Origin of the sequence: Flavobacterium sp. W22_SRS_FP1 (genome assembly GCF_052113685.1) — a bacterium.
Classification (GTDB): Bacteria; Bacteroidota; Bacteroidia; order Flavobacteriales; family Flavobacteriaceae; genus Flavobacterium.
In genome coordinates this window covers 59,028-83,242 of record NZ_JBGQOE010000011.1, presented here as the reverse complement: position 1 = coordinate 83,242, position 24,215 = coordinate 59,028, and the positions used below count along the sequence as shown (strand labels likewise).

Sequence of the window (24,215 nt, the reverse complement as noted above, 5' to 3'; positions counted from 1 at the left end):
TAGTTTGACACGAGATTTTTTGATGAGTTTAAACTTTTCGACTCATTAAGTTTTCTCCAAAAGCCTTTAATATTGATTTCTTATCTTCTTCAATATTCATTCTTTCTAAGGTTGCAAAAGCTTTATTGGTGTACTCTTTTATCGCTTGCTGCGTTGCTTTAGCAGCTCCAGACTTGTTAAAAATATTTTTTACCTTATGAATTTTGTCCGCATTGTCATCAAGCCGATCAGCAAACACTTGCATTAATTGCGATGCCTCATCTTTACTAGAAAAACTCATAGCTTTCAAATACAAATACGTCTTCTTGTTTTCAATAATATCACCTCCCACTTGCTTTCCAAAGGTTTTAGGGTCACCAAAGGCATCCAAGTAATCATCTTGCAGTTGAAAAGCCAAACCTAAATTCAATCCAAAATCATATATTAAATCAGCATTCTCTTCAGAGGTTTCAGCAATTATAGCACCCATTTTCATGGCGGCTGCTACAAGAACCGCTGTTTTATACTCAATCATTTTGAGATATTCAGGAATAGTTACATCATCCCGAGTTTCGAAATCAACATCCCATTGCTGCCCTTCGCAGACTTCAAGAGCTGTTTTACTAAACAACTTCGCCAATTGCATAAAAGTCTTTGGTTCATATTGTTCGAAATATTGATATGCCAAAATAAGCATCGCATCACCAGACAAAATCCCAGAGTTAACATCCCATTTCTCATGAACGGTTTGATGTCCGCGGCGTAAGGGCGCATCATCCATAATGTCATCATGAACCAAAGAAAAGTTATGAAAAACCTCAATAGCCATAGCAGCTGGCAGCGCTTTTTTGTAGTCAACATTAAAAACTTCTGTAGTCATCAAAGTCAAAACTGGACGTATCCGCTTGCCGCCTAAACCCAAAATATAGGAAATAGGCTCGTATAGGTTTTTCGGCTCTTTGCTACTGAGATGATTTTCTAAATAGATAATGAAGAAATCTTGATACTGATTAATGGCATGCATGAAAGTAAATTTTTTGCTAATTTAATGCATTCAACCGTGATTACAAACACCGTTTCTTAACGAAATGTTAAATGTGTTAAAATACAATGGAAACTATTTTAGTATTTAAAGTTTCCGTATTACTTTTGCACACAAAATTAAAATTCGCAATTAAAACAATGAATACTAGCCTACCAATATCAACAACAAAATGGACCATTGATTCTAATCAATCTGACATCCTCATTAAAGCAAGACACTCTTTGATTGCTTACATCGCAGGATCCGTAAATAAATTTAAAGGACATGTCAATATTCATGAAGATACAATAGAAGATGCTTCCATTGAATTTTGCTTGGATGTAAATAATACGGCTTATAAACCTGGAAAAAAAAACTCAGAGATAAGACCAACTGATTTTCCATATGTTAATTTTAAATCGACTTCATTCCAAAAAATAAACAACAATATTAACTTTCTAAAAGGAGAATTAACGATTGATAACATAACAAAAGTAGTAGAGCTAGATGCTGAGTTTATCGGAATAAAAACCTACGATGGAGTTCATAAAGCAGTGTTTGAGGTAGTCGGACAAATAAACCGAAAAGATTTTGGACTGTCCTCAAATGCTACGAAACAAACAAGAGGATTGAGCTTCGGTCGAGATATAAACTTGATTGCCAGTTTGGAGTTTTCAGTCTAAAAGAAGTAGAAAAAAATGAAAGAAAAGATAATCACAAAAGCAAGCGATATGTTCTTAAAACTAGGTTTTAAGAGTATCACAATGGACGATATTGCGAGCGAAATGTGCATTTCAAAAAAAACGATTTACAAGTTTTTCTCTAACAAAGAACTGTTAATACGAGAAAGTACAACGCACATACATAAAGAGCTGCACGAAACAATAAATAGTGTTTTGAAAATGAATCACACTGCTATCGAAGAAAATTTCAAAATAAGAAAAATGTTCCGTGAGATGTTTAAATCGTCCGTAGACAGTTCCTCAATCTATCAATTAAAAAAACATTACCCAGAGGTTTATGAAAAAGTAATGTTACGAGAGATAAACGAGTGTTCGATGTGGTTTAGAGAGAACATTTTAAAAGGAATAGAAAATGGGCTATATAGGCCAGATTTAGATGTAGATATCTATGTGAAATTTTACTATACCTTAATATTTAACATCAACGAAAACACAAGCTCTGAAAAAGAAGCGCAAAAACTAGAACTTGAAGCATTAGAATACCACACCAGAGCCATGGCGACTCCAACAGGAATTATAGAACTCGAAAAACATTTACTAAACCCTAATACATAATGAAGAAAATAATTTTAATGACATTCTTGATATTTGCAATAACCGCAACGTCTCAAGAAGTCAAATCGCTAGCATTAAAAGACGCGATTACCTACGCTTTAGAAAATAAAGCAGATGCCAAAAAAGCACAATTAAAAGTAGAAAACAGTAAGTATCAAATTGAGGAAGTACGATCCAGAGCATTACCTAAAATATCTGCGAATGCCAGTCTAACTTTTAATCCTATTCTACAGACTACTTTTCTTGATTCAGGCTCCTTTGGCGGAGAACCAGGCAACGTAATACAGGCTACTTTTGGTCAAACATGGAGCTCTGTTGCAGGAATTTCGCTAACACAAACCCTTTTTGACCAATCCGTATTCACCGGTTTGAAAGCGGCGAAATCAACTAGAGAGTTTTATCAAATCAACCAGCAATTGACTGAAGAACAAGTAATCGAAAGGGTAGCAAACAATTATTACCAGGTTTATGTTCAACGTCAAAACCTAAACGTTTTGGACAGCACCTATATCAATACTAATAAAGTAAAAAATATTATCAAAGGTTTATTTGATAACGGACTAGCCAAAAAGATAGATTTGGACAGGATTTTAGTAAAAATTTCAAACATTGCTACACAACGCCAGCAGGTTTTAAATGCAATACAAGTTCAAGAAAACACATTAAAGTTTTATATGGGAATGCCGATAGAAACTAAAATTGAAATCCCTTATGCAGCATTTGAGGTTAGCCCGCAAGCTTTTTCAGAAGTTCCAAACACTGCAACCAGAACAGAATTTTTGCTTATGGAAAAACAAGAGCAACTATTAGAAATTCAAAAGAAATCACTGATAGCAGGCTACTATCCGAGCCTATCTCTTTCGGCAGGCTACAACTATATAGGTCAAGGACCGCAAATTCCCTGGGGAGCAAAACCAGCTGACGGAGTTTTTTGGACCGATTTCTCTTCAGTAGGATTGAATTTGAAAGTACCCATTTTCTCTGGGTTTGAGACTAGGACAAAAGTTAGTCAAGCAGATGTGGCATTGAGATCAATGCAAGAAGACATAAAAGACACAAAATTGTCGCTTGATTTAGCGTACGCTAATGCTAAAACACAAATTGACAACAGCATGATCATCATTCAAAACCAAAAAGGAAATGCCAAGTTAGCGAAAGATGTTTTAAGTAACACTAAAAACAATTATTTACAAGGCTTAGCTTCTTTGACAGATCTATTAGATGCAGAAAACGCTCATACCGAAGCACAAAATAACTACACCTCTGCCATATTAGGTTACAAGCTAGCAGAAATACAATTAATTAAATCAAAAGGCCAACTAGGAACACTCATAAACAACTAACAAAATGAAAAGAAATATAATAACAATAGCAGTAATACTGGGTTCTTTAGGGCTTATCGCTTTCACCTTGATGAATAACAAAAAAGAGAATGAAGCAAAAACAGCTATAGTTGCAGAAAAAAATGCAAGTATAAGTGTCAGAATAAACCCTGTAACAACAGAAGAAATTTCATTAGATTTTTCAGTAAATGGCAACTTTGAACCAGTCCAAGAATTAACTTTTTCAGCAGAAAAATCTGGAAAAGTGATTACCGTCTTAGCAAATGAGGGCGACTATGTGAATGTAGGCCAAACATTGGTCATTGTTAGAAGTGACGTTGTAAATGTAAATGCCCAGACAGCTAAAGCGATTTATGATAACGCACAAGCCGACTATTCCAGGTATGAAAATGCGTTTAAATCAGGGGGAGTAACCAAACAACAACTAGATCAGGCAAAATTAGCTTTGACGAATGCTGGATCTAACTTAAAGACAGCTAATATTAACGTAGGTGATACCAGAGTAAAATCACCAATAAAAGGATTTATCAACAAAAGATTCATTGAGCCAGGTTCTATGCTGGCAGGTATGCCAGCAACCGCTATGTTTGAAATTGTAAATGTTTCTTCCTTAAAATTAACAGTTACAGTAGACGAAAGTCAAGTTGCCAACTTAAAATTAGGAAGCCCGGTTGAGGTTAAGGCAAGTATTTATCCCGATGTTAAGTTTACCGGAAAAATCACTTTCATCGCACCAAAAGCAGATTCAACTTTGAATTTTCCAGTAGAAATAGAAATCGCCAACACATCATCAAATGATTTAAAAGCAGGAATGTACGGAACAGCTTTATTCGCATCAAAACAGCAAAAACAATCTATGATGGTTGTACCTAGAAATGCGTTTGTAGGTAGCGTTAGTAGCAATCAAATTTTTGTGGCTGAAAACGGAACGGCTAGATTAAAAACTGTAACTGCGGGAAGAATTCTGGGAGACAAAGTAGAAATCCTAAACGGACTTTCAAATGGAGAAAGCGTTATCGTAACTGGACAGATAAACCTGCAAGACGGAAATAAAGTGGATATAATAAAATAATTTTAAATGATGAGTTTAAAGTTTTAAATTCATTTCACGACTTACAATTAAACATATGAAATTAGCAGAAATATCCATAAAACGTCCCTCATTAGTAATTGTATTGTTTACAATTCTGATTCTTGGTGGACTCTTTAGTTATAGTCAATTGGGCTATGAATTAATTCCAAAATTTGAACAAAACGTTATTACTGTTGCCACAATATATCCTGGAGCATCTCCATCTGAAGTTGAAAATACGGTAACCAAAAAAATTGAGGATGCGATTTCCTCTTTAGAAAATATAAAAAAAATTGACTCTAAGTCTTATGAGAGTTTATCAACGGTATCTATAACACTAAACTCAGCGGCTAAAGTTGACGTCTCATTAAATGATGCACAACGTAAAATAAATGCGATAATAAGTGACTTACCAAAGGACGCTAAAGCTCCATCATTGAGTAAATTCTCTTTAAGCGATCTGCCTATTATGACTATCGGCGCTAATGGAGAAATGGATGAAGTGGCATTTTATGACTTAATGGATAAAAAAATAGCCCCAATCCTTTCACGTGTTGCCGGTGTTGCTCAAATAAACATTATTGGAGGTCAAGAACGTGAAATACAAGTTAACCTTGATGCTCTAAAAATCGAAGGTTACGGACTTTCTGTTCCACAGGTACAACAAGTAATTCTCTCCTCAAATTTAGACTTCCCTACGGGAAATATAAGAACTAGAGATCAAAAAATTCTTATTCGATTAGCTGGTAAATATAAAAATGTTGACGAACTACGAAACCTAATAGTATCTTCAAAGAACGGAGTTCAAGTTAGGCTACAGGATATTGCTGATGTTCAGGATAGTCAAAAGATTGCAGAAAAAATAGCTCGTGTCGATCAAAAAAGTTCTATTATTTTACAAATTATTAAACAATCTGATGCCAATGCTGTAGCTGTAAGTGAAGAGTTGCTAAAAACCATCACTAAATTAGAAACCGATTACAAAACTAGCCAACTGGAACTGAATGTAGCTAAGGACACTACTGTTTTTACATTAGAAGCTGCAGACTCTGTAGTTCATGATTTATTGATTGCAGTATTACTTGTAGCATTTGTGATGTTGTTTTTCTTGCATAGTATTAGAAACTCACTGATCGTAATGGTTTCTATTCCGGCATCGTTAATCTCAACATTTATTGGAATATACCTATTAGGATACACCCTAAACCTGATGAGTTTATTAGGATTATCGCTGGTTGTAGGTATTTTAGTCGATGATGCGATTGTTGTTCTAGAAAATATTTACAGGCATATGGAGATGGGTAAAAATCGAGTGCGTGCAGCCTACGACGGAACTGCCGAAATTGGTGGGACGGTAACTTCTATCACCTTAGTAATTGTGGTGGTGTTTCTACCAATCGCGCTGAGTTCTGGTTTAGTTTCAAACATAATTACACAATTTTGTGTTACTGTAATTATTTCTACATTGTTTTCGTTATTAGCCTCTTTTACAATAATTCCGTGGTTGTCTTCTCGTTATGGAAAACTGGAACATATAGAAGGTAAAAACCTTTTTGGAAGAATTATTCTTGGATTCGAAAGCTACTTGACACGTTTTATAAACTGGGTTTCTGGTTTATTAACATGGTCATTAGATCACTATAAAACAACATTAGCAATTGTTCTATTACTGTTTTTTAGTTCTATAGCGCTTATTCCAGCAGGTTTTATTGGTGGGGAGTTTTTTGCATCTTCGGATAGCGGCGAGTTTTTAGTTCAAATAGAGATGCCAAAAGATGCTTCTTTAGAACAGACCAACTTTATGACACAAAAAGCGGAAGCATTTTTAAAAACCCAAGAGTATGTGCAAACACAAATTACTACTGTAGGTCAAACTAGTGAAGGACTAGGGTCTTCACAGGCAACTGCTTACAAAGCTGAAATTGACGTGAAAATGGTTGACCAGAAAGACCGGACCGATGGTGCCTCAGTATATGCCGCAAAAATAAAGCGTAAACTTCAAAATGTTCTAGTTGGGGCCAAAGTGAAAACTGTTCCCGTAGGTATATTAGGAACAGCGGAAGATGCTACACTAGGCTTGATAGTAACCGGTTCGTCACTAGAAAGCGCTATGGCTTTTGCAAAGCTGGCTCAAGCAGAGTTATACAAAATACCTGGTGCAACAGAAATTAAACTATCTGTTGAAGCAGGAAATCCTGAAATTAATGTTAAAGTAGATCGGGACAAAATGGCTTCACTCGGACTTTCACTACAGACAGTAGGAATGACAATGCAAACCGCCTACAGTGGAAATACCGATGGCAAATTTAGAGCTGGAGAATACGAATATGACATTAACATTAAATACAATGCATTTGACAGAAAAAGCATGAACGATGTTAGTAATCTGATTTTCATGAACGGCAGAGGAGAGCAAATAAAACTTTCACAATTTGCAAGTATAAGAGAAGGCTCTGGACCTAGCCAATTAGAACGTAGAGACAAAACAGCTTCCGTTACAGTAAAAGGTCAAAATGTAGGAGTTCCCGCGGGAACTATTGTAGGCCAATGGCAAGAAAAAATTGATAAACTCGAAAAGCCCGCTGATGTGAATTACATCTGGGGAGGAGATCAAGAGAACCAAAGTGAAGGTTTTGGAACATTAGGTATCGCCTTATTGGCTGCTATCATACTTGTATATCTTATAATGGTTGGATTGTATGACAGTTTTGTCCACCCATTTGTGGTATTGTTTGCCATTCCACTTTCTTTTATTGGAGCCTTATTAGCCTTAGCTTTAACTAACAATACTTTAAATATATTTACCATCCTTGGTATAATTATGCTGATTGGTTTGGTCTGTAAAAATGCGATTATGTTAGTCGATTATACGAATCAGCGAAGAGCAGCGGGAGAAACGATAAGAACAGCTTTAATTCAAGCTAATCATGCTCGCCTTCGCCCCATTCTAATGACAACTATAGCAATGGTCTTTGGTATGTTCCCGATCGCATTAGCTACAGGCGCAGGCGCTGAATGGAAAAATGGTTTGGCTTGGGTAATCATTGGTGGATTAATAAGTTCCCTTTTCCTTACTTTAATAGTCGTACCTGTTATCTATGAAATAATGGAGAAGTTAATTCACAAGCTTACAAAGGGAAAAGAAACAGATTATGAAGCTTTGATGGTAGAAGATTATGAGCATAAAGCACTAAATGAGGATAACCTAAATGCTGAACCTAAGCTTTAATTATAAGTTCAAAACAAAAAAAGCTGCCTATCCAAGCACAGGATAGGCAGATTTTTAATTTAAAAATGGTACTTCACATGTTATTAGTGCCAATAAAAAAGGCTTCCGTGCATTACGGAAGCCTTTTTTATTAAAGTAAATTTTACTAATCAATATTAGCTATTGCGTCACGTTTCCAGTTTTTTACTGCGGCAACCCTGTTGTCAGAATAGTCCACTTCGCTTAGAACTGAATCATTCCAGAAAAACCACTTTCCTACTTTTTGTCCTTTGCTGTATTCTGCAACAGCGGTCTTATTACCGTTTACATCATAAGAAACCCATTTTCCTTGTAGTTTTCCATCTTCATAAAACCCTTCTTGTTTTACCTGACCATTATCGTAAAGGAAAGTAGCCTTAACGAAGTTTCCAACTACTTCTAATTTTGGTTTTACATTAGTGTTTTGAGCGAAAATCATTCCTGTGATTAACATTGTACCGATAACTATATATTTTTTCATCTTGATAGGTTTTTAATTGTTTGCTCAACAAATATATATAATGTTTTTACATTAAAAAAACTATTTGGTAACAATTTGGTAACATTGGACTAAAATTTAACATTTGAGATTCAAAACATATCTATTTTACCAAAGTAATAAACCGGTTTTCTCAATTCATTGTTCATAATAAGTTATAAATTTGCAGCCAAGTCCAAAGGGCCAAAACATAGAATAACCTAAATTTTTGATAATGTATAGAAGTCATAATTGCGGCGAATTAAACGCATCACATATAAACGCTGAGGTAACACTTGCTGGTTGGGTTCAGAAATCTCGTGATAAAGGTTTTATGAATTGGATTGATTTGAGAGATCGTTACGGAATTACACAATTGATTTTCGACGAAGGTCGCACCGAAAAAACGGTATTTGAGCTGGCTAAGACTTTAGGCCGTGAATTTGTGATTCAAGTAAAAGGAACGGTAATCGAGCGTGAAGCTAAAAACAAAAACATTCCCACTGGCGAAATTGAACTTTTAGTGACTGAACTAAACATATTAAACGCTGCCTTAACTCCTCCTTTTACAATTGAAGATGACACGGATGGCGGAGAAGACATAAGAATGAAATACCGTTACTTAGACATAAGAAGAAATCCGGTGAAAAATAGTTTGCTGTTTCGACACAAAGTAGCAATGGAAGTACGTAAATATCTTTCGGATCTTGATTTTTGTGAAGTAGAAACACCCTACTTAATAAAATCTACTCCAGAAGGGGCTAGAGATTTTGTTGTCCCTTCTCGAATGAATGCAGGCCAATTTTATGCTTTACCACAATCACCACAAACCTTCAAACAATTATTGATGGTTGGCGGCATGGATAAATACTTCCAAATCGTGAAATGTTTTCGTGATGAAGATTTGCGTGCAGACAGACAACCCGAATTTACACAAATCGATTGTGAAATGGCTTTTGTGGAACAAGAGGATATTTTAAATGTATTTGAAGGATTAACTAGACATCTTTTAAAAGAGATAAAAGGAATAGAAGTGGATAAATTCCCTCGTATGACCTACGAGCATGCCATGAAAACCTATGGCAATGATAAACCAGACATTCGTTTCGGAATGGAATTTGGTGAATTGAATGAAGTGGCTAAAAACAAACACTTCCCTGTATTCAATATTGCCGAATTAGTTGTTGGAATTGCCGTTCCTGGCGGAGGAAGTTACACAAGAAAAGAAATAGATGCTCTTATTGACTGGGTAAAACGACCTCAAGTGGGTGCTTCCGGAATGGTTTACGTAAAATGTAACGAAGATGGATCTTACAAATCATCGGTGGATAAGTTTTACGATCAAGATGATTTATCGAATTGGGCAAAAACAACCGGAGCAACAGCTGGCGACATGATTTACATATTGTCTGGTCCTGCCGATAAAACAAGATCCCAATTAAGTGCTTTGCGAATGGAATTAGCAACACGTTTAGGATTACGAAACCCAGCCGATTTTGCCCCATTATGGGTGGTTGACTTCCCATTACTAGAATTTGACGAAGAGAGCGGTCGTTATCACGCAATGCATCATCCCTTTACCTCGCCAAAACCAGAGGATATACATTTATTAGAAACAAATCCAGGAAAAGTTCGTGCCAATGCATATGATATGGTTTTGAACGGAAATGAAATTGGAGGAGGCTCTATTCGTATTCATGATAAAGCAACACAACAACTAATGTTTAAATATTTAGGCTTTACTGAAGAAGAAGCCAAAGTACAATTTGGATTCTTAATGGACGCGTTCCAATTTGGAGCACCTCCACATGGAGGTTTAGCATTTGGTCTAGACCGATTAGTGGCAATCTTAGGTGGTCAAGAAACCATCCGTGACTTCATCGCATTCCCCAAAAATAATTCTGGAAGAGATGTAATGATAGATGCGCCATCAGTAATTGATGAATCCCAATTAAAAGAGCTTCACATAAGATTAAATTAAGGCAGTTAATCGGATATATTTACCGGAAAACGTTGAATATCAATTATTTTAATAAAAAAATTCACATTGATAGTATTCGTGTTATATTATATATTATATTTGCCCATTATAAATTATTATTACTATTACAATGCGTACAGGTACAGTTAAATTTTTCAATGAGTCAAAAGGTTACGGATTCATTACAGACGAAGAAACAGGAAAAGACATTTTTGTTCATGCATCAGGAATCAACGCGGAAGAATTACGCGAAGGTGACAGAGTTAGTTATGAAGAAGAAGAAGGAAGAAAAGGGAAAGTTGCTGCGAAAGTAGCAGTTATCTAAGCAAAAAATTATCATTTTTGCCTACGAATGTTTAAAACGTTTCGATTTATTTCGAAACGTTTTTTTTTGGTTATACCCGAAATACCAAATGATAAAAGCCAATTCAGATATCTTATTTATAATTATTCAAAATTAAAAGTTAATTCTCTTTATGCTATAACTAAATTTCAAATTACACTTGTGTTTTAAATCCTTGCAACCTATCTTTGTGGCTTATTTTAGCCTAAAAAACACTTTAATTATGCAATCTGATCAATTAAATTATATCCCTATTTTATTACAGTTTTTATTAGCTGCTGGATTTGTTGTCGGAACCATTATAGTTTCAGGTAAGTTAGGACCCAAAAGAAAATCAGAAATTAAAGGTAAAAACTTTGAATGCGGCGTCGAAGGTATAGGAAATGCACGTATTCCATTCTCAGTAAAATACTTTCTTGTTGCCATATTGTTTGTATTGTTTGATGTCGAGGTGATTTTTCTTTATCCTTGGGCAATCAACTTTAAGGAATTAGGAATGGAAGGCATGGTTAAAATGGTCATATTTATGGTTCTCCTTTTGGTGGGGTTTTTCTACATTATCAAAAAGAAAGCGCTAGAATGGGAATAAGAAATTATTATAAACATTGAATTGAAAACAACCTATATGGTTAACGATTCAAATTTTCTAATTCAAAATATAAAACGATGAGTAATTCAAGCATAAAAATAGTTGAGCCGCCAGACGGTGTTGTTGGAGAAGGATTTTTCGCCACAACACTAAATGATGTTGTAGGTATGGCTCGCGCCAATTCACTTTGGCCATTGCCATTTGCAACTTCTTGTTGCGGTATTGAGTTCATGGCTACCATGGCCTCACATTATGACTTGGCTAGATTTGGATCTGAACGTGTTAGTTTTTCTCCCCGTCAAGCCGATATGTTAATGGTAATGGGAACTATTTCTAAAAAAATGGCCCCTATTTTACGCCAAGTATACGAGCAAATGTCAGAACCAAGATGGGTTATAGCTGTTGGCGCTTGTGCTTCCTCAGGAGGTATTTTCGACACCTACTCTACTCTTCAAGGAATTGACAAGGTTATACCCGTTGACGTTTACGTGCCAGGGTGCCCTCCTAGACCGGAGCAAATAGTAGATGGAGTAATGAAATTACAAGAATTAGTTAGAACGGAAAACGTAAGACGAAGAAGTTCACCTGAATACCAAGAATTATTGGCATCTTATAATATCAAATAACATCATGGCATTAGAAAACACAGTAATTCAAGATAAATTAACAGCAGCGTTTGGCGAAAATGTGCTTCACTTCAAGCAAGAAAAAGATATCTTTTCGTTTGAAATTCCTGCTGACAAAATTACAGCGATTGTTCTCTTTTTAAAAAATGACCCTTTACTACGTTTTAATTTTTTGACTGACTTGTGTGGAATACATTATCCTGATAATGAAGTTGACCGACAATTTACAATCGTATATCATTTGCACAATTGGTATGAAAACAAACGTATAAAGATCAAAACATATATCAATGGTGAAAAGCCAGAGATAAAAACAATCTCTAACATTTTCCTCTGTGCAAACTGGATGGAAAGAGAGACCTATGATTTTTACGGTGTAGATTTTATTGGACACCCACAATTAAAGCGTATTTTGAACATGGATGAAATGGTTTCGTTTCCCATGCGCAAAGAATTTCCTATGGAAGATGGCGGACGAACCGATAAAGACGATCGCTTTTTCGGCAGAACAATCGACAATTGCTAAAAATAAAATTTATAATTTTTCACATTCAATAAATGTCAGAACTATTATTACCCCCAGAGCATCGCTATGCTAAAATAATGAAAGAGAAGATAAATGAAGATGGAAGCGAACTTTCCATATTAAATTTAGGTCCTACTCATCCTGCTACGCACGGAATTTTCCAAAACGTTTTATTGATGGACGGGGAACGTATTTTAGAAGCCGAACCAACCATTGGTTATATACACCGCGCTTTTGAAAAAATTGCAGAAAACCGCCCTTTTTACCAAATAACTCCACTTACAGACCGAATGAACTACTGCTCCTCTCCCATCAATAATATGGGATGGTGGATGACTTTAGAAAAACTACTCGATGTTGAAGTACCAAAACGTGCTCAGTATTTAAGAGTTATTGTGATGGAATTAGCAAGAATTACGGATCATCTTATCTGTAATTCTATTTTAGGAGTGGATACTGGTGCTTACACTGGATTTCTTTATGTTTTTCAGTTTAGAGAAAAAGTATATGAGATTTATGAAGAAATTTGTGGAGCTCGACTGACTACTAATATGGGAAGAATTGGTGGTTTCGAAAGGGATTGGTCACCAGAAGCTTTTAGAAAATTAGATGTGTTTTTAGAAGAATTTCCAGTAGCTTGGAAAGAATTCGAAAATCTATTTGAAAGAAACAGAATTTTCATGGACCGAACAATAAATGTAGGTGCAATTTCTGCTGAACAAGCAATTTCATATGGTTTCACAGGACCAAACCTACGTGCAGCAGGAGTTGATTACGATGTACGTATCGCACAGCCCTACAGCTCTTATGACGATTTCGATTTTATAATCCCTGTTGGAACATCGGGAGACACCTATGATCGTTTTTGCGTTCGTAACGCTGAAGTTTGGCAAAGCATAAGTATAATTCGTCAAGCATTGGAAAAAATGCCTGAGGGAAATGAATTTCATGCTGACGTACCTGACTATTACCTACCTCCGAAAGAAGATGTTTACACAAGTATGGAGTCTTTAATATACCACTTTAAGATTGTAATGGGTGAAATTCCTGTTCCAGTTGCAGAAATATACCATCCTGTAGAGGGAGGAAACGGAGAATTAGGATTTTATTTAGTAACTGACGGGAGTCGTACTCCGTATAGACTACATTTTAGAAGACCTTGTTTCATTTACTATCAAGCGTACCCAGACATGATAAAAGGAGCACTGCTATCAGATGCGATTGTAATCTTGTCAAGTTTAAATGTAATCGCAGGAGAATTAGACGCTTAAATAAAATTATAAATGATGAATTTTAAATTAGGAATAACTAGAAGCAGTTAAATTTTATAATTCAAAATTTGAAATAATAAAAAATGGAACGTATACATTACAAACAAGAAATAAACATGACCGAAACATTGATGAATCGCATCAATGAATTAATGAGTCATTATCCTGCTGACAAGAAAAAATCAGCTTTATTACCCATTTTACATGAAGTACAAGATGCCCATGAAAATTGGCTAAGTACTGAGCTAATGAACAAAGTTGCCGAAATTCTTGAGATTTTACCTATTGAGGTTTACGAAGTAGTCTCGTTTTACACCATGTACAATCAAAGACCTATTGGGAAATACATGTTTGAATTCTGTCACACTTCTCCTTGTTGCTTAAATGGAACCGAAGACCTGATGGATTACACTTGTGAAAAACTAGGCGTAAAAATAGGCGAAATAACTACAGACGGTCTTTTTGAAGTAAAAGGAGTGGAATGTTTAGGAGCTTGTGGCTATGCGCCAATGTTGCAATTAGGTGATTTTTACAAAGAGAACCTTACCGAAGATAAAATTGATCAGTTAATCGCTGACTGCAAAGAAGGAAAAGTAATATTACAAGATAAATAATATGTCAAAAAAGATATTATTAGATAAAATAAACGTTCCGGGAATTAAAACCTACGAAGTATATCGCCAAAACGGTGGTTATGCGTCGGTAGAAAAGGCAATGAAAGCAATGACTCCTGATGAAGTTGTTGAAGAAGTGAAAAAATCAGGACTTCGTGGTCGTGGTGGTGCCGGTTTCCCAGCTGGATTGAAATGGAGTTTTATTGACAAAAAATCAGGAAAACCGAGACATTTAGTTTGCAACGCAGATGAGTCTGAACCAGGAACGTTCAAGGATCGATACTTGATGGAATTTATTCCTCATTTATTAATTGAAGGAATGATCACTTCTAGTTTTGCTTTGGGAGCAAACCTATCCTATATCTACATCCGCGGAGAATATATGTGGGTTTACAAAATTCTAGAAAAAGCCATTGCCGAAGCGAAAGCAGCTGGTTGGTTAGGAAAAAATATATTGGGTACCGGATACGACTTAGAACTATATGTTCACATTGGTGCTGGTGCTTACATCTGTGGTGAAGAAACCGCTTTAATTGAATCATTGGAAGGAAAAAGAGGAAACCCTCGTATCAAACCACCATTTCCTGCAGTGTCTGGATTATGGGCAAATCCAACTGTGGTAAACAATGTAGAAACAATCGCGTCAGTGCCATGGATTGTAAACAATTCAGGTGATGACTACGCGAAAATAGGAATTGGAAGATCAACCGGAACTAAATTAATTTCTGCTTCAGGGCATGTAAAAAATCCTGGTGTTTATGAAATTGAATTAGGATTATCCGTTTATGAATTCATGAACTCTGACGAATATTTAGGCGGAATGAGTTCCGACAGACCATTAAAAGCTTTGGTGCCTGGAGGTTCATCTGTACCAATCTTACCTGTCGATTTAATTTATAAAACAGCAAATGGCGATGATCGTTTAATGACTTATGAGTCATTGAGTGATGGTGGATTTGCAACAGGATCCATGTTAGGTTCAGGAGGATTTATCGTTTACAATGATACCTCATGTATTGTTCGTAATACTTGGAACTTTGCTCGTTTTTACCACCACGAAAGTTGTGGACAATGTTCTCCGTGTCGTGAAGGAACAGGATGGTTAGAAAAAGTACTGTGGCGTATTGAAAACGGTCAAGGACGTGAAGAAGATATTGATTTACTTTGGAGCATTCAAAGTAAAATTGAAGGAAACACGATCTGTCCATTAGGTGACGCAGCTTCCTGGCCGGTAGCAGCAGCTATTCGACATTTTAGAAACGAATTTGAATACCATGTTCGTTTCCCAGAAAAAATAAAGAACAGAAACCATTTTGTTGCTGAGCCTTTTGAAAAAGTAAAGCATTTAGTTTCTAAAGTAATAGTTTAAAAATAGTTCAATGTTTAAAGTTTATACGGGAAGTTTCAATAACGTTAAACCTTAAACAGCCAAACAAAAATACGATGAAAGTAACAATAGACGGTCAAGAAATTGAAGTTGAAGCAGGAACAACCATACTGCAAGCGGCACGTATGATTGGAGGAGAATCGGTTCCCCCAGCAATGTGCTATTACTCTAAACTAAAGGGGAGCGGTGGAAAATGCCGTTGTTGTTTAGTCGAAGTAGCTAAAGGAAGTGAAGCAGATCCAAGACCAATGCCTAAATTAATGGCTTCTTGTGTAACAGGCTGCATGGACGGGATGGAAGTGAATAGCAAATCTTCGGAAAGAGTGCGGGAAGCGAGACAATCTGTAACCGAGTTTTTATTGATCAATCACCCATTAGATTGTCCGGTTTGTGACCAAGCGGGAGAATGTGATTTACAAGATCTGAGTTTTGAACACGGAAAAGGTAAAAGTAGATTTGTAGAAGATAAAAGGACTTTTGAACCTGAAGATATTGGACCAAATATTCAATTACACATGAATCGCTGTATCCTTTGCTATCGTTGCGTCATGGTCGCTGATCAATTGACAGATAATCGTGTACATGGAGTGATGGATAGAGGGGATCATTCTAATATTTCGACTTGTATTTCTAAAGCGATCGACAATGAGTTTTCAGGAAATATGATTGACGTTTGCCCTGTAGGTGCGCTAACCGATAAAACATTTCGATTTAAATCACGCGTTTGGTTCAACAAACCGTATACTGCACATAGAGATTGCGATAAATGTTCCGGCAAAACAACCCTTTGGATGTTTGGAGGCGAAATTCAAAGAGTAACAGGTCGTAAAGATGTGTATCATGAAGTTGACGAATTTATATGTAACGGATGTCGTTTTGACCACAAAGACCCAGCCCACTGGGTTATTGAAGGTCCAAGAGCTTTTGACAAAGACTCCGTTATCAATCAAAATAACTACACTCAAAAATTAGAGACAGTTGTAATAGATACCGAAGATTTTATATTAAAAGGTAGAGAACAAGACCGTTTAAAAATAAGTATGCCTGCTATCCCCTTGAATAAGGAAGAAACAGAAGATTTTAAACTTGGTAACATTTAGAATATGGATAGTAGTATAATTATAGAGAAAAGTGTCATCATATTGGTGGTTTTTGGGATCACTATGTTAATGGCAATGTATTCCACTTTAGCTGAAAGAAAAGTAGCCGCTTGGCTTCAAGATCGTGTCGGTCCAAACCGAGCAGGTAAAGGTGGTTTACTACAACCTCTTGCAGATGGATTAAAATTGTTTGCTAAAGAAGAATTTGAACCTGATACCCCAAACCGCTTTTTATTCTTTACAGGTCCCGCGATTGCGATGACTACCGCTTTAATGACGAGCGCTGTGATCCCTTGGGGTGATCGATTTCATCTTTTCGGTAAGGATATCATATTACAAGCAACTGACATAGATGTTGCTTTACTATATCTTATTGGAGTAATGTCAATAGGTGTTTACGGAATTATGATTGGTGGATGGGCTTCTAATAATAAATTCTCACTAATTGGGGCTGTACGTGCCGCTTCTCAAATGATCTCATACGAAGTAGCAATGGGTCTTTCATTAATCGCCTTATTGATGATGACCGGTACCTTAAGTTTACGGGAAATATCTGCACAACAATCTGGAATGAACTGGAATGTTTTTTACCAACCATTATCATTCCTAATATTTTTAATCTGTGCGTTTGCAGAAACTAATCGAACTCCCTTCGATTTAGCAGAATGCGAAACAGAATTAATTGGTGGATACCATACAGAGTACTCCTCTATGAAAATGGGTTTCTATTTGTTTGCTGAATACGCCAACATGTTTATCTCTTCTACTATACTTGCTGTTTTATTCTTCGGTGGCTATAACTATCCTGGAATGAGTTGGGCAGTAGAAAACTGGGGTGTAAACTTGGCCAATATATTAGGTATAGTAGCTTTATTTATAAAAATATGCGGATTCATTTTCCTTTACATGTGGGTGAGATGGACTATTCCAAGATTTAGATACGATCAGCTGATGCATTTGGGATGGAGAGTATTAATACCATTATCTATCGTAAATATCATTATAACGGGGATTGTGATGTTGAGAGCAGAAATAGCAATTTACTTAGGATTTTAAATAGCACTTAAGAATGTCTAGGCCTGAACGCACTGAAAAATGCATCTTGCTTACTTTACTAAGATGAACTTTAACGAAAAACAGAAATAGCTTCAAAAAAATAAAAAATGTCGATAGAAACCATATCCTTATCTGGACGAAAAAAATTAGTCTCTCACAAAGAGATGTCTTTTTTAGAAAGAATGTACCTACTTGCGATTGTCAAGGGAATGATCATCACAATTAAACACTTGTTTACAAGAAAAGTTACAATTCAATACCCTGAACAGGTTCGTGAGCGGAGTCCAGTTTACCGTGGTCAACACCAATTAAAACGTGACGAACAAGGTAGAGAAAACTGTACCGCTTGTGGATTATGCGCTTTATCATGTCCTGCAGAAGCAATTACCATGACAGCAGCAGAACGCAAACCAGAAGAAAAACATTTGTACCGGGAAGAAAAATACGCGTCTATATATGAAATTAATATGTTACGTTGTATATTTTGTGGATTGTGCGAGGAGGCCTGTCCAAAAGATGCTGTTTATTTAACAACCTCTAAGGAATTAGTTGCTTCAAGTTACGAAAGAGAAGATTTTATTTATGGAAAAGATAGACTAGTCATGCCTTTAGATATCGCAATGAAAAATGCACAACTTAAAAACGCTAACTAATGTCAACAATACTAATCATATTTTGTTTTTTAGCTGCAGTTACTTTGGCGACTGCCTTTTTAACAATCTTTAGCAGGAACCCTATTCACAGCGCACTTTATCTTGTCGTTTGTTTCTTCTCAATTGCTGGACATTACCTACTGTTAAACTCTCAATTTTTAGCTATAGTTCATATCATTGTTTACTCAGGAGCGATTATGATTCTGTTTTTATTCACCATCATGTTAATGAATTTAAATAAAGAAAATGAAGTTCACAAACCAAGAATCACACGTTTAGGCGCTATCGTTTCTTTTTGTTTGATTTCTCTTGTGTTACTTGCCGTTTTCATGAACTCTAAACCAATCACTGGAGCATATGATTTTACTGGTCAGGATTACCAATCTATAAAAGTTTTAGGGAAAGTACTTTTAAACGAGTACATGGTTCCTTTCGAATTTGCATCAATATTGCTATTAGTGGCAATGATTGGAACTGTTCTATTGTCTAAAAAAGAAAAAACAGAAAAATAAAATGAACAATATTTTAAATGAAATAGGAATCGAAAACTATATCTTCCTTTCTGTGATACTTTTTAGTATTGGGGTTTTTGGAGTGTTATACAGACGAAATGCAATCATCGTATTTATGTCGGTCGAAATCATGCTTAATGCAGTCAATCTCTTGTTTGTTGCTTTTTCAACATATCACCAAGATGCACAAGGACAAATTTTTGTGTTTTTTTCCATGGCTGTGGCTGCTGCCGAAGTCGCCGTAGGGTTAGCCATTCTAGTTTCGATATTTAGAAATTTAGGTTCGATTGACATCAATAATTTAAAAAACTTAAAAGGATAAATTTCAATGGATACAAGTTTAACTTTACTCTTATTATTAGCTCCTTTTTTAGGGTTTTTATTTAATGTTTTCTTCGGCAAAAGTGTTGGGAAATCAGCTTCTGGAATTATAGGAACACTTACTGTCGTAGTTTCATTTGCAGCTTCTGTTTATTTTTTCATGCAGATTAACCAAACGCAACAACCCATACGTATTTCTTTATTTGATTGGATTCAAATCAGCAATTTCAAAGTCGAATTTGGTTTTCTATTAGATCAATTATCAATTTTATGGTTACTGTTTGTAACAGGAATTGGTTCGTTAATTCATATGTACTCGATCAGCTATATGAGTGATGATGAAAATATGCATAAGTATTTTGCTTATTTGAACCTGTTTATCTTCTTTATGATCACTTTAGTGATTGGAAGTAACCTATTGGTATTGTTCATCGGTTGGGAAGGTGTTGGACTTTGTTCTTATCTTCTTATCGGCTTCTGGCATAAAAACCAAGAGTTTAATGACGCAGCCAAGAAAGCGTTTATCATGAACAGAATAGGAGATCTTGGATTGTTAATCGGGATCTTTATCATAGGTTCTTTGTTTTCTACACTAGATTATGATACTTTAAAAACAGCAATCTCAGGAGCTACAGATCTTAATATGTACTGGATTTCTGCAGCCGCTTTTGCCTTGTTCATTGGAGCTTGTGGTAAATCAGCACAAATTCCATTATACACTTGGTTGCCAGATGCTATGGCAGGTCCTACACCAGTTTCAGCATTAATACATGCTGCAACGATGGTAACTGCCGGTATATTCATGATTACGAGATTGAATTATTTATTTGATTTAGCTCCAGACGTTCAAAATATTATTGCCATTGTTGGTTCTGTTACTGCCTTGGTAGCTGCAACTATTGCATTGGTTCAAACCGATATCAAAAAAGTACTAGCCTACTCTACTGTATCTCAACTAGGTTTAATGTTCTTGGCCTTAGGTTTAGGCGCCTACGAAGTAGCGGTTTTCCATGTTATTACGCATGCGTTCTTTAAAGCTTGCTTGTTCTTGGGCTCCGGTTCAGTAATACACGCTTTACATGGCGAACAAGACATGCGCAAAATGGGTGGTTTGAAAAAAGTTATGACTATTACCTTTGTAACTTTCTTAATCTCTTCATTAGCAATTTCAGGAATACCTCCTTTTTCAGGGTTCTTCTCGAAAGATGAAATCTTAATGGTCGCCTTTGAGCACAACAAAATACTTTGGTTCATCGCTTCATTGGCATCGCTGATGACAGCTTTCTATATGTTCCGTTTATTATATCTTACCTTCTTCAAAGAATTTAGAGGAACTGCAGGACAAAAAAGTCATTTGCATGAAAGTCCTGCCCTCATTACATTTCCGTTAATTGTATTGGCTATACTGGCAACCTTGGGAGGATTGATAAGTTTACCAACAAATAGTTGGTTGAATGGCTACCTAGCGCCATTATTCACGAAAGCAGCTACAGAAGAACACCACTTAGGAACATCAGAGTATATGTTGATGTTAGTTGCAGTAATTGGAGGATTAGTTGGAATTGGAATTGCCTATTCTAAATACATCAAACAGAGCCTCGTTCCTGAAGCAGATGAAAAAATCACTGGTTTTGCCAAAGTGCTTTACAATAAATACTATGTTGATGAAATTTACGATTCCATTTTCGTGAAATCAATAAATGGATTGTCAAAATTCTTTAGAGATAACGTAGAAACGACTTTATCATCTTTAGTTTTCGGATTAGGAAAAGTAACCAACGAAATAGGTTTTCAAGGAAAAAAATTACAAAGCGGAAGCATAGGCTTTTATCTTTTCGCTTTTGTTTTAGGCATTTGTGCCATCATAACCTATTTATTTTTAGCTCAATAATTTTATACCATGAATGTATCTCTAATATTAATTATACTTTTAGTTGGCGCTTTTGCAACTTATATCGCTGGTGACAAACTGGCTTCAAAAGTGGCTTTGTTCTTTGGATTATCAGCATTAGGATGTTCGATTGTATTATTAAACCACTTTAATTTGGGCGAAAACATTAGCTATTTAAGCAAATGGATCAACCAACCTAATGTTTCATTTGCTTTAAAGGCAGATGGATTATCAATTGCCATGCTTTTATTGACAACGGCATTGACTCCCATAATCATATATACTTCATTTGGGGCTGACTACAAAAACGCAAAAGCTTTCTATTCGTTAATCCTATTTATGTCTTTCGCAATGGTTGGAACCTTCCTTGCTGCAGATGGATTACTATATTACATCTTCTGGGAATTATCTTTAATCCCAATCTACTTTATCGCTTTAATTTGGGGTAATGGTGATACAGAAGAACGTAAAAAAGCAGTGGTAAAATTCTTTATTTATACTCTAGCAGGTTCATTGTTTATGCTTATTGCATTAATATATCTATATCAAAAAGCAGGAAGCTTCTTGATTGAAGATTTATACAAATTGAACTTATCCTCAACGGAACAATTATGGATATTCTTGGCCTTCTTCTTAGCCTACGCTATTAAAATACCAATTATTCCTTTCCATACTTGGCAAGCAAACGTGTACCAGAAAGCACCGGCTGTAGGTACAATGTTGCTTTCTGGAATTATGTTAAAAATGGGGCTTTATAGTATCATTCGCTGGCAGTTGCCAATCGCTCCTCAGGCAGCAAAAGAATACATGTATATCTTCATTAGCCTTGGAATTGCTGGAGTCATTTATGGTTCTATTGTAGCTTTGAGACAAAAAGACTTAAAGAAATTATTGGCTTACTCTTCATTAGCACACGTCGGACTGATTGCAGCAGGAACTTATACACTGACAATTGATGGATTACGCGGTGCAGTTTTACAAATGATCGCACACGGATTTGTAGTGGTTGGATTGTTCTTTATCGCTGAAATCATTTTTAGAAGATATGAAACGAGGACAATTGCTGAAATGGGCGGTATTCGTACACAAGCACCAAAATTCGCTTCGATGTTCTTGCTTTTAGTTTTGGCATCAGTAGCATTACCTACCACTTTTAACTTTGTCGGCGAGTTTACAGTATTATATAGCCTTTCCCAGGTTAATGTTTGGTTTGCCTTTCTTGGAGGAACAACAATTATCTTGGGCGCTTACTACATGTTGAAAATGTACCAACAAGCTATGCTGGGAGAAACAAATACAAAAGTATTTGCTGATGTAACTTTCAAAGAAGGATTTGCTTTGGTTCTTATCCTCGCTGTATTATTCTTTTTCGGAATGTATCCTAAACCAATTACGGACTTGATCACACCAAGTCTTGAAGAGATTTTAACTCAAATTAATAGAATTAACTAGTCAAATAAAAAAAATGAATACATTAATAGCTATAATAGGATTAGGTGTTTTATGCCTTTTATTTGAAATTATCGAATTAAGGAAAGCAATCGTCCCTATAACAATTATTGGATTATTGGCGGTTCTTGGCCTGAACATATCTGAATTTAATTCTCCAGAAGCTTATTACAACAACATGATTATTGTAAATAAGTTTTCTACTGCATTCTCCGGTTTGTTTATCATATTAACCATATTCTTAGTGGCCTTGAGTCATAAAGTATATGAAAACCATCAAACTAAAATATCCGATTTCATCGCCATAAAAGTGTTTTTACTGGCAGGAACGGTAGCCATGGTTTCTTTTGGAAACTTAGCGATGTTCTTCTTGGGAATCGAAGTGTTGTCTATTGCACTATATATTTTGGCGGCAAGCAACCGATTGAGTGTCAAAAGTAATGAAGCAGGATTGAAATATTTCCTAATGGGATCTTTCGCTTCTGGAATAATCTTGTTTGGTATTTGTTTAATTTATGGAGCTATGGGAACATTTGATGTTACCGAAATAAGCGAATTATCTCGTTCAGCCGAATTACCAGTTTGGTTTCCAATTGGGATTGTTTTAGTGACAATCGGAATGTTTTTCAAAATAGCGGCTGTACCATTTCATTTCTGGGCACCTGATGTCTACGAAGGTTCACCTGCTTTGACAACTGCTTTAATGAGTACTTTAGCAAAAGTAGTAGCTATCGCAACCTTATTTAAATTATTGAATGTTATGAACGCAGACCTATCTGCTTCGTTCCAAATTATTGTTGTAATCATTTCTATGGCTTCAATGACTGTGGGTAATATCATGGCGTTGCGTCAAGTTAATGTAAAACGCATGTTAGCATACTCTGGTATTTCGCATGCAGGATTTATGTTGATGACTTTGCTAAGTGTAACCAATGCTGCAGGAAGTTTATTGTATTACACTTCGGCTTATGCCTTAGCTGGAATCGCTGCGTTCAGCGTGATTCTTTATGTTTGTAAGGACAGTGAAAATGAAGACATCACAAATTTCCATGGATTAGGAAAAACTAACCCATTATTAGCCGCTATCCTAACTGCCTCTTTATTGTCTATGGCTGGTATACCGATATTCGCAGGATTTTTTGCAAAAATGGTTTTATTTAATCAAACGATTCAAGCTGGTTATATTGCTTTAGTTATAGTTGCTGTTATAAACTCAATTATAAGCGTAGGATACTACTTTAAATTGATTCTGGCGATGTACACCAAAGAACCTAATGAAGTCAGAACAGGAACTCCTTTTGTTATTTATGCAGTTGCCGTAATTGCAATTGTTTTGAATATCGCTTTGGGTTTATTTCCTTCTTTAGTTTTAGACCTGCTAGCATAACAATTCAACACGACACAATACGAAAACCCATCAATATAAATTTTGATGGGTTTTTTGCTTTTAAAGAA

23 protein-coding genes are annotated in these 24,215 nt (G+C 35.8%); 21 read left to right on the top strand and 2 right to left on the bottom strand.

What is annotated here, in order from left to right; translation table 11 throughout:
- Window positions 1-28: 28 nt before the first annotated feature.
- Window positions 29-1,003 carry a polyprenyl synthetase family protein gene (locus ACEN2H_RS08370; protein ID WP_441731881.1) on the bottom strand — a complete coding sequence of 325 codons (975 nt, stop codon included), beginning with the start codon at window positions 1,001-1,003 and terminating at the stop codon, window positions 29-31.
- A 158-nt stretch (window positions 1,004-1,161) separates the two neighbouring features.
- Here ACEN2H_RS08370 and ACEN2H_RS08365 point away from each other — a divergent pair, with 158 nt between their 5' ends.
- Genes ACEN2H_RS08365 through ACEN2H_RS08345 form a run of 5 tightly spaced genes read left to right on the top strand, consistent with a single transcriptional unit; the run spans window position 1,162 to window position 7,945 of the window.
- Entirely contained in the window at window positions 1,162-1,686 is a 525-nt protein-coding gene (locus ACEN2H_RS08365; RefSeq protein WP_441731880.1) for a YceI family protein, read from the top strand.
- 15 nt (window positions 1,687-1,701) lie between these two features.
- Window positions 1,702-2,301 carry a TetR/AcrR family transcriptional regulator gene (locus tag ACEN2H_RS08360; protein ID WP_441731879.1) on the top strand — a complete coding sequence of 200 codons (600 nt, stop codon included), beginning with the start codon at window positions 1,702-1,704 and terminating at the stop codon, window positions 2,299-2,301.
- Window positions 2,301-3,644, top strand: coding sequence for a TolC family protein (locus ACEN2H_RS08355; protein ID WP_441731878.1), 1,344 nt, complete (start codon window positions 2,301-2,303; stop codon window positions 3,642-3,644). The genes ACEN2H_RS08360 and ACEN2H_RS08355 overlap by 1 nt, the downstream gene beginning before the upstream one ends.
- 4 nt (window positions 3,645-3,648) lie before the next feature.
- Window positions 3,649-4,716, top strand: a complete 1,068-nt coding sequence (locus tag ACEN2H_RS08350) for an efflux RND transporter periplasmic adaptor subunit (protein WP_441731877.1) — start codon at window positions 3,649-3,651, stop codon at window positions 4,714-4,716.
- Between the two features lie 55 nt (window positions 4,717-4,771).
- Window positions 4,772-7,945 carry an efflux RND transporter permease subunit gene (locus tag ACEN2H_RS08345; protein ID WP_441731876.1) on the top strand — a complete coding sequence of 1,058 codons (3,174 nt, stop codon included), beginning with the start codon at window positions 4,772-4,774 and terminating at the stop codon, window positions 7,943-7,945.
- Window positions 7,946-8,090: 145 nt separating this feature from the next.
- Here ACEN2H_RS08345 and ACEN2H_RS08340 read toward each other — a convergent pair whose 3' ends face one another.
- Complete coding sequence (locus ACEN2H_RS08340) at window positions 8,091-8,444, bottom strand: toxin-antitoxin system YwqK family antitoxin (protein ID WP_441731875.1); 354 nt, start codon at window positions 8,442-8,444, stop codon at window positions 8,091-8,093.
- A 232-nt stretch (window positions 8,445-8,676) separates the two neighbouring features.
- On the opposite strand from ACEN2H_RS08340, the gene aspS reads away from it, so the two are divergent.
- The 16 genes from aspS (at window position 8,677) to ACEN2H_RS08260 (ending at window position 24,147) form a co-directional block, all read left to right on the top strand.
- Window positions 8,677-10,422 (top strand): aspartate--tRNA ligase, encoded by a 1,746-nt coding sequence (aspS, locus tag ACEN2H_RS08335; RefSeq protein ID WP_441731874.1) that lies wholly within the window; start codon window positions 8,677-8,679, stop codon window positions 10,420-10,422.
- A gap of 130 nt (window positions 10,423-10,552) precedes the next feature.
- Window positions 10,553-10,747 (top strand): cold-shock protein, encoded by a 195-nt coding sequence (locus tag ACEN2H_RS08330; protein WP_007137066.1) that lies wholly within the window; start codon window positions 10,553-10,555, stop codon window positions 10,745-10,747.
- Between the two features lie 241 nt (window positions 10,748-10,988).
- The gene (locus tag ACEN2H_RS08325; protein WP_441731873.1) at window positions 10,989-11,354 is read left to right on the top strand and encodes an NADH-quinone oxidoreductase subunit A; all 366 of its coding nucleotides are present in this window, start codon (window positions 10,989-10,991) and stop codon (window positions 11,352-11,354) included.
- 77 nt (window positions 11,355-11,431) lie between these two features.
- A complete protein-coding gene (locus tag ACEN2H_RS08320) occupies window positions 11,432-11,980 on the top strand; it encodes an NADH-quinone oxidoreductase subunit B (protein ID WP_441731872.1) in 549 nt (182 codons plus the stop codon).
- Window positions 11,981-11,984: 4 nt separating this feature from the next.
- Window positions 11,985-12,506: an NADH-quinone oxidoreductase subunit C gene (locus ACEN2H_RS08315; RefSeq protein ID WP_441731871.1), complete on the top strand. Its 522-nt coding sequence runs from the start codon at window positions 11,985-11,987 to the stop codon at window positions 12,504-12,506.
- A 32-nt stretch (window positions 12,507-12,538) separates the two neighbouring features.
- Window positions 12,539-13,777: an NADH-quinone oxidoreductase subunit D gene (locus tag ACEN2H_RS08310; RefSeq protein WP_441731870.1), complete on the top strand. Its 1,239-nt coding sequence runs from the start codon at window positions 12,539-12,541 to the stop codon at window positions 13,775-13,777.
- An 83-nt stretch (window positions 13,778-13,860) separates the two neighbouring features.
- Window positions 13,861-14,391 (top strand): complex I 24 kDa subunit family protein, encoded by a 531-nt coding sequence (locus ACEN2H_RS08305; RefSeq protein WP_441731869.1) that lies wholly within the window; start codon window positions 13,861-13,863, stop codon window positions 14,389-14,391.
- 1 nt (window position 14,392) lies between these two features.
- Window positions 14,393-15,760, top strand: a complete 1,368-nt coding sequence (nuoF, locus tag ACEN2H_RS08300) for an NADH-quinone oxidoreductase subunit NuoF (RefSeq protein WP_441731868.1) — start codon at window positions 14,393-14,395, stop codon at window positions 15,758-15,760.
- A gap of 74 nt (window positions 15,761-15,834) precedes the next feature.
- Window positions 15,835-16,878, top strand: coding sequence for a 2Fe-2S iron-sulfur cluster-binding protein (locus ACEN2H_RS08295; protein WP_441731867.1), 1,044 nt, complete (start codon window positions 15,835-15,837; stop codon window positions 16,876-16,878).
- A gap of 3 nt (window positions 16,879-16,881) precedes the next feature.
- Window positions 16,882-17,934: an NADH-quinone oxidoreductase subunit NuoH gene (gene nuoH, locus ACEN2H_RS08290; RefSeq protein WP_441731866.1), complete on the top strand. Its 1,053-nt coding sequence runs from the start codon at window positions 16,882-16,884 to the stop codon at window positions 17,932-17,934.
- A 107-nt stretch (window positions 17,935-18,041) separates the two neighbouring features.
- Complete coding sequence (locus ACEN2H_RS08285) at window positions 18,042-18,587, top strand: NuoI/complex I 23 kDa subunit family protein (protein ID WP_441731865.1); 546 nt, start codon at window positions 18,042-18,044, stop codon at window positions 18,585-18,587.
- On the top strand, window positions 18,587-19,099 hold the full coding sequence (locus ACEN2H_RS08280; protein WP_441731864.1) for an NADH-quinone oxidoreductase subunit J family protein: 513 nt from the start codon (window positions 18,587-18,589) through the stop codon (window positions 19,097-19,099). Before ACEN2H_RS08285 ends, ACEN2H_RS08280 begins: the two co-directional genes overlap by 1 nt.
- A 1-nt stretch (window position 19,100) precedes the next feature.
- Window positions 19,101-19,421, top strand: coding sequence for an NADH-quinone oxidoreductase subunit NuoK (gene nuoK / locus ACEN2H_RS08275; protein WP_441731863.1), 321 nt, complete (start codon window positions 19,101-19,103; stop codon window positions 19,419-19,421).
- Window positions 19,422-19,427: 6 nt separating this feature from the next.
- Entirely contained in the window at window positions 19,428-21,311 is a 1,884-nt protein-coding gene (gene nuoL / locus ACEN2H_RS08270) for an NADH-quinone oxidoreductase subunit L (RefSeq protein WP_441731862.1), read from the top strand.
- 9 nt (window positions 21,312-21,320) lie between these two features.
- Window positions 21,321-22,763, top strand: a complete 1,443-nt coding sequence (locus tag ACEN2H_RS08265; RefSeq protein ID WP_441731861.1) for a complex I subunit 4 family protein — start codon at window positions 21,321-21,323, stop codon at window positions 22,761-22,763.
- A gap of 13 nt (window positions 22,764-22,776) precedes the next feature.
- Window positions 22,777-24,147: an NADH-quinone oxidoreductase subunit N gene (locus tag ACEN2H_RS08260; RefSeq protein ID WP_441731860.1), complete on the top strand. Its 1,371-nt coding sequence runs from the start codon at window positions 22,777-22,779 to the stop codon at window positions 24,145-24,147.
- Window positions 24,148-24,215 lie beyond the last annotated feature (68 nt).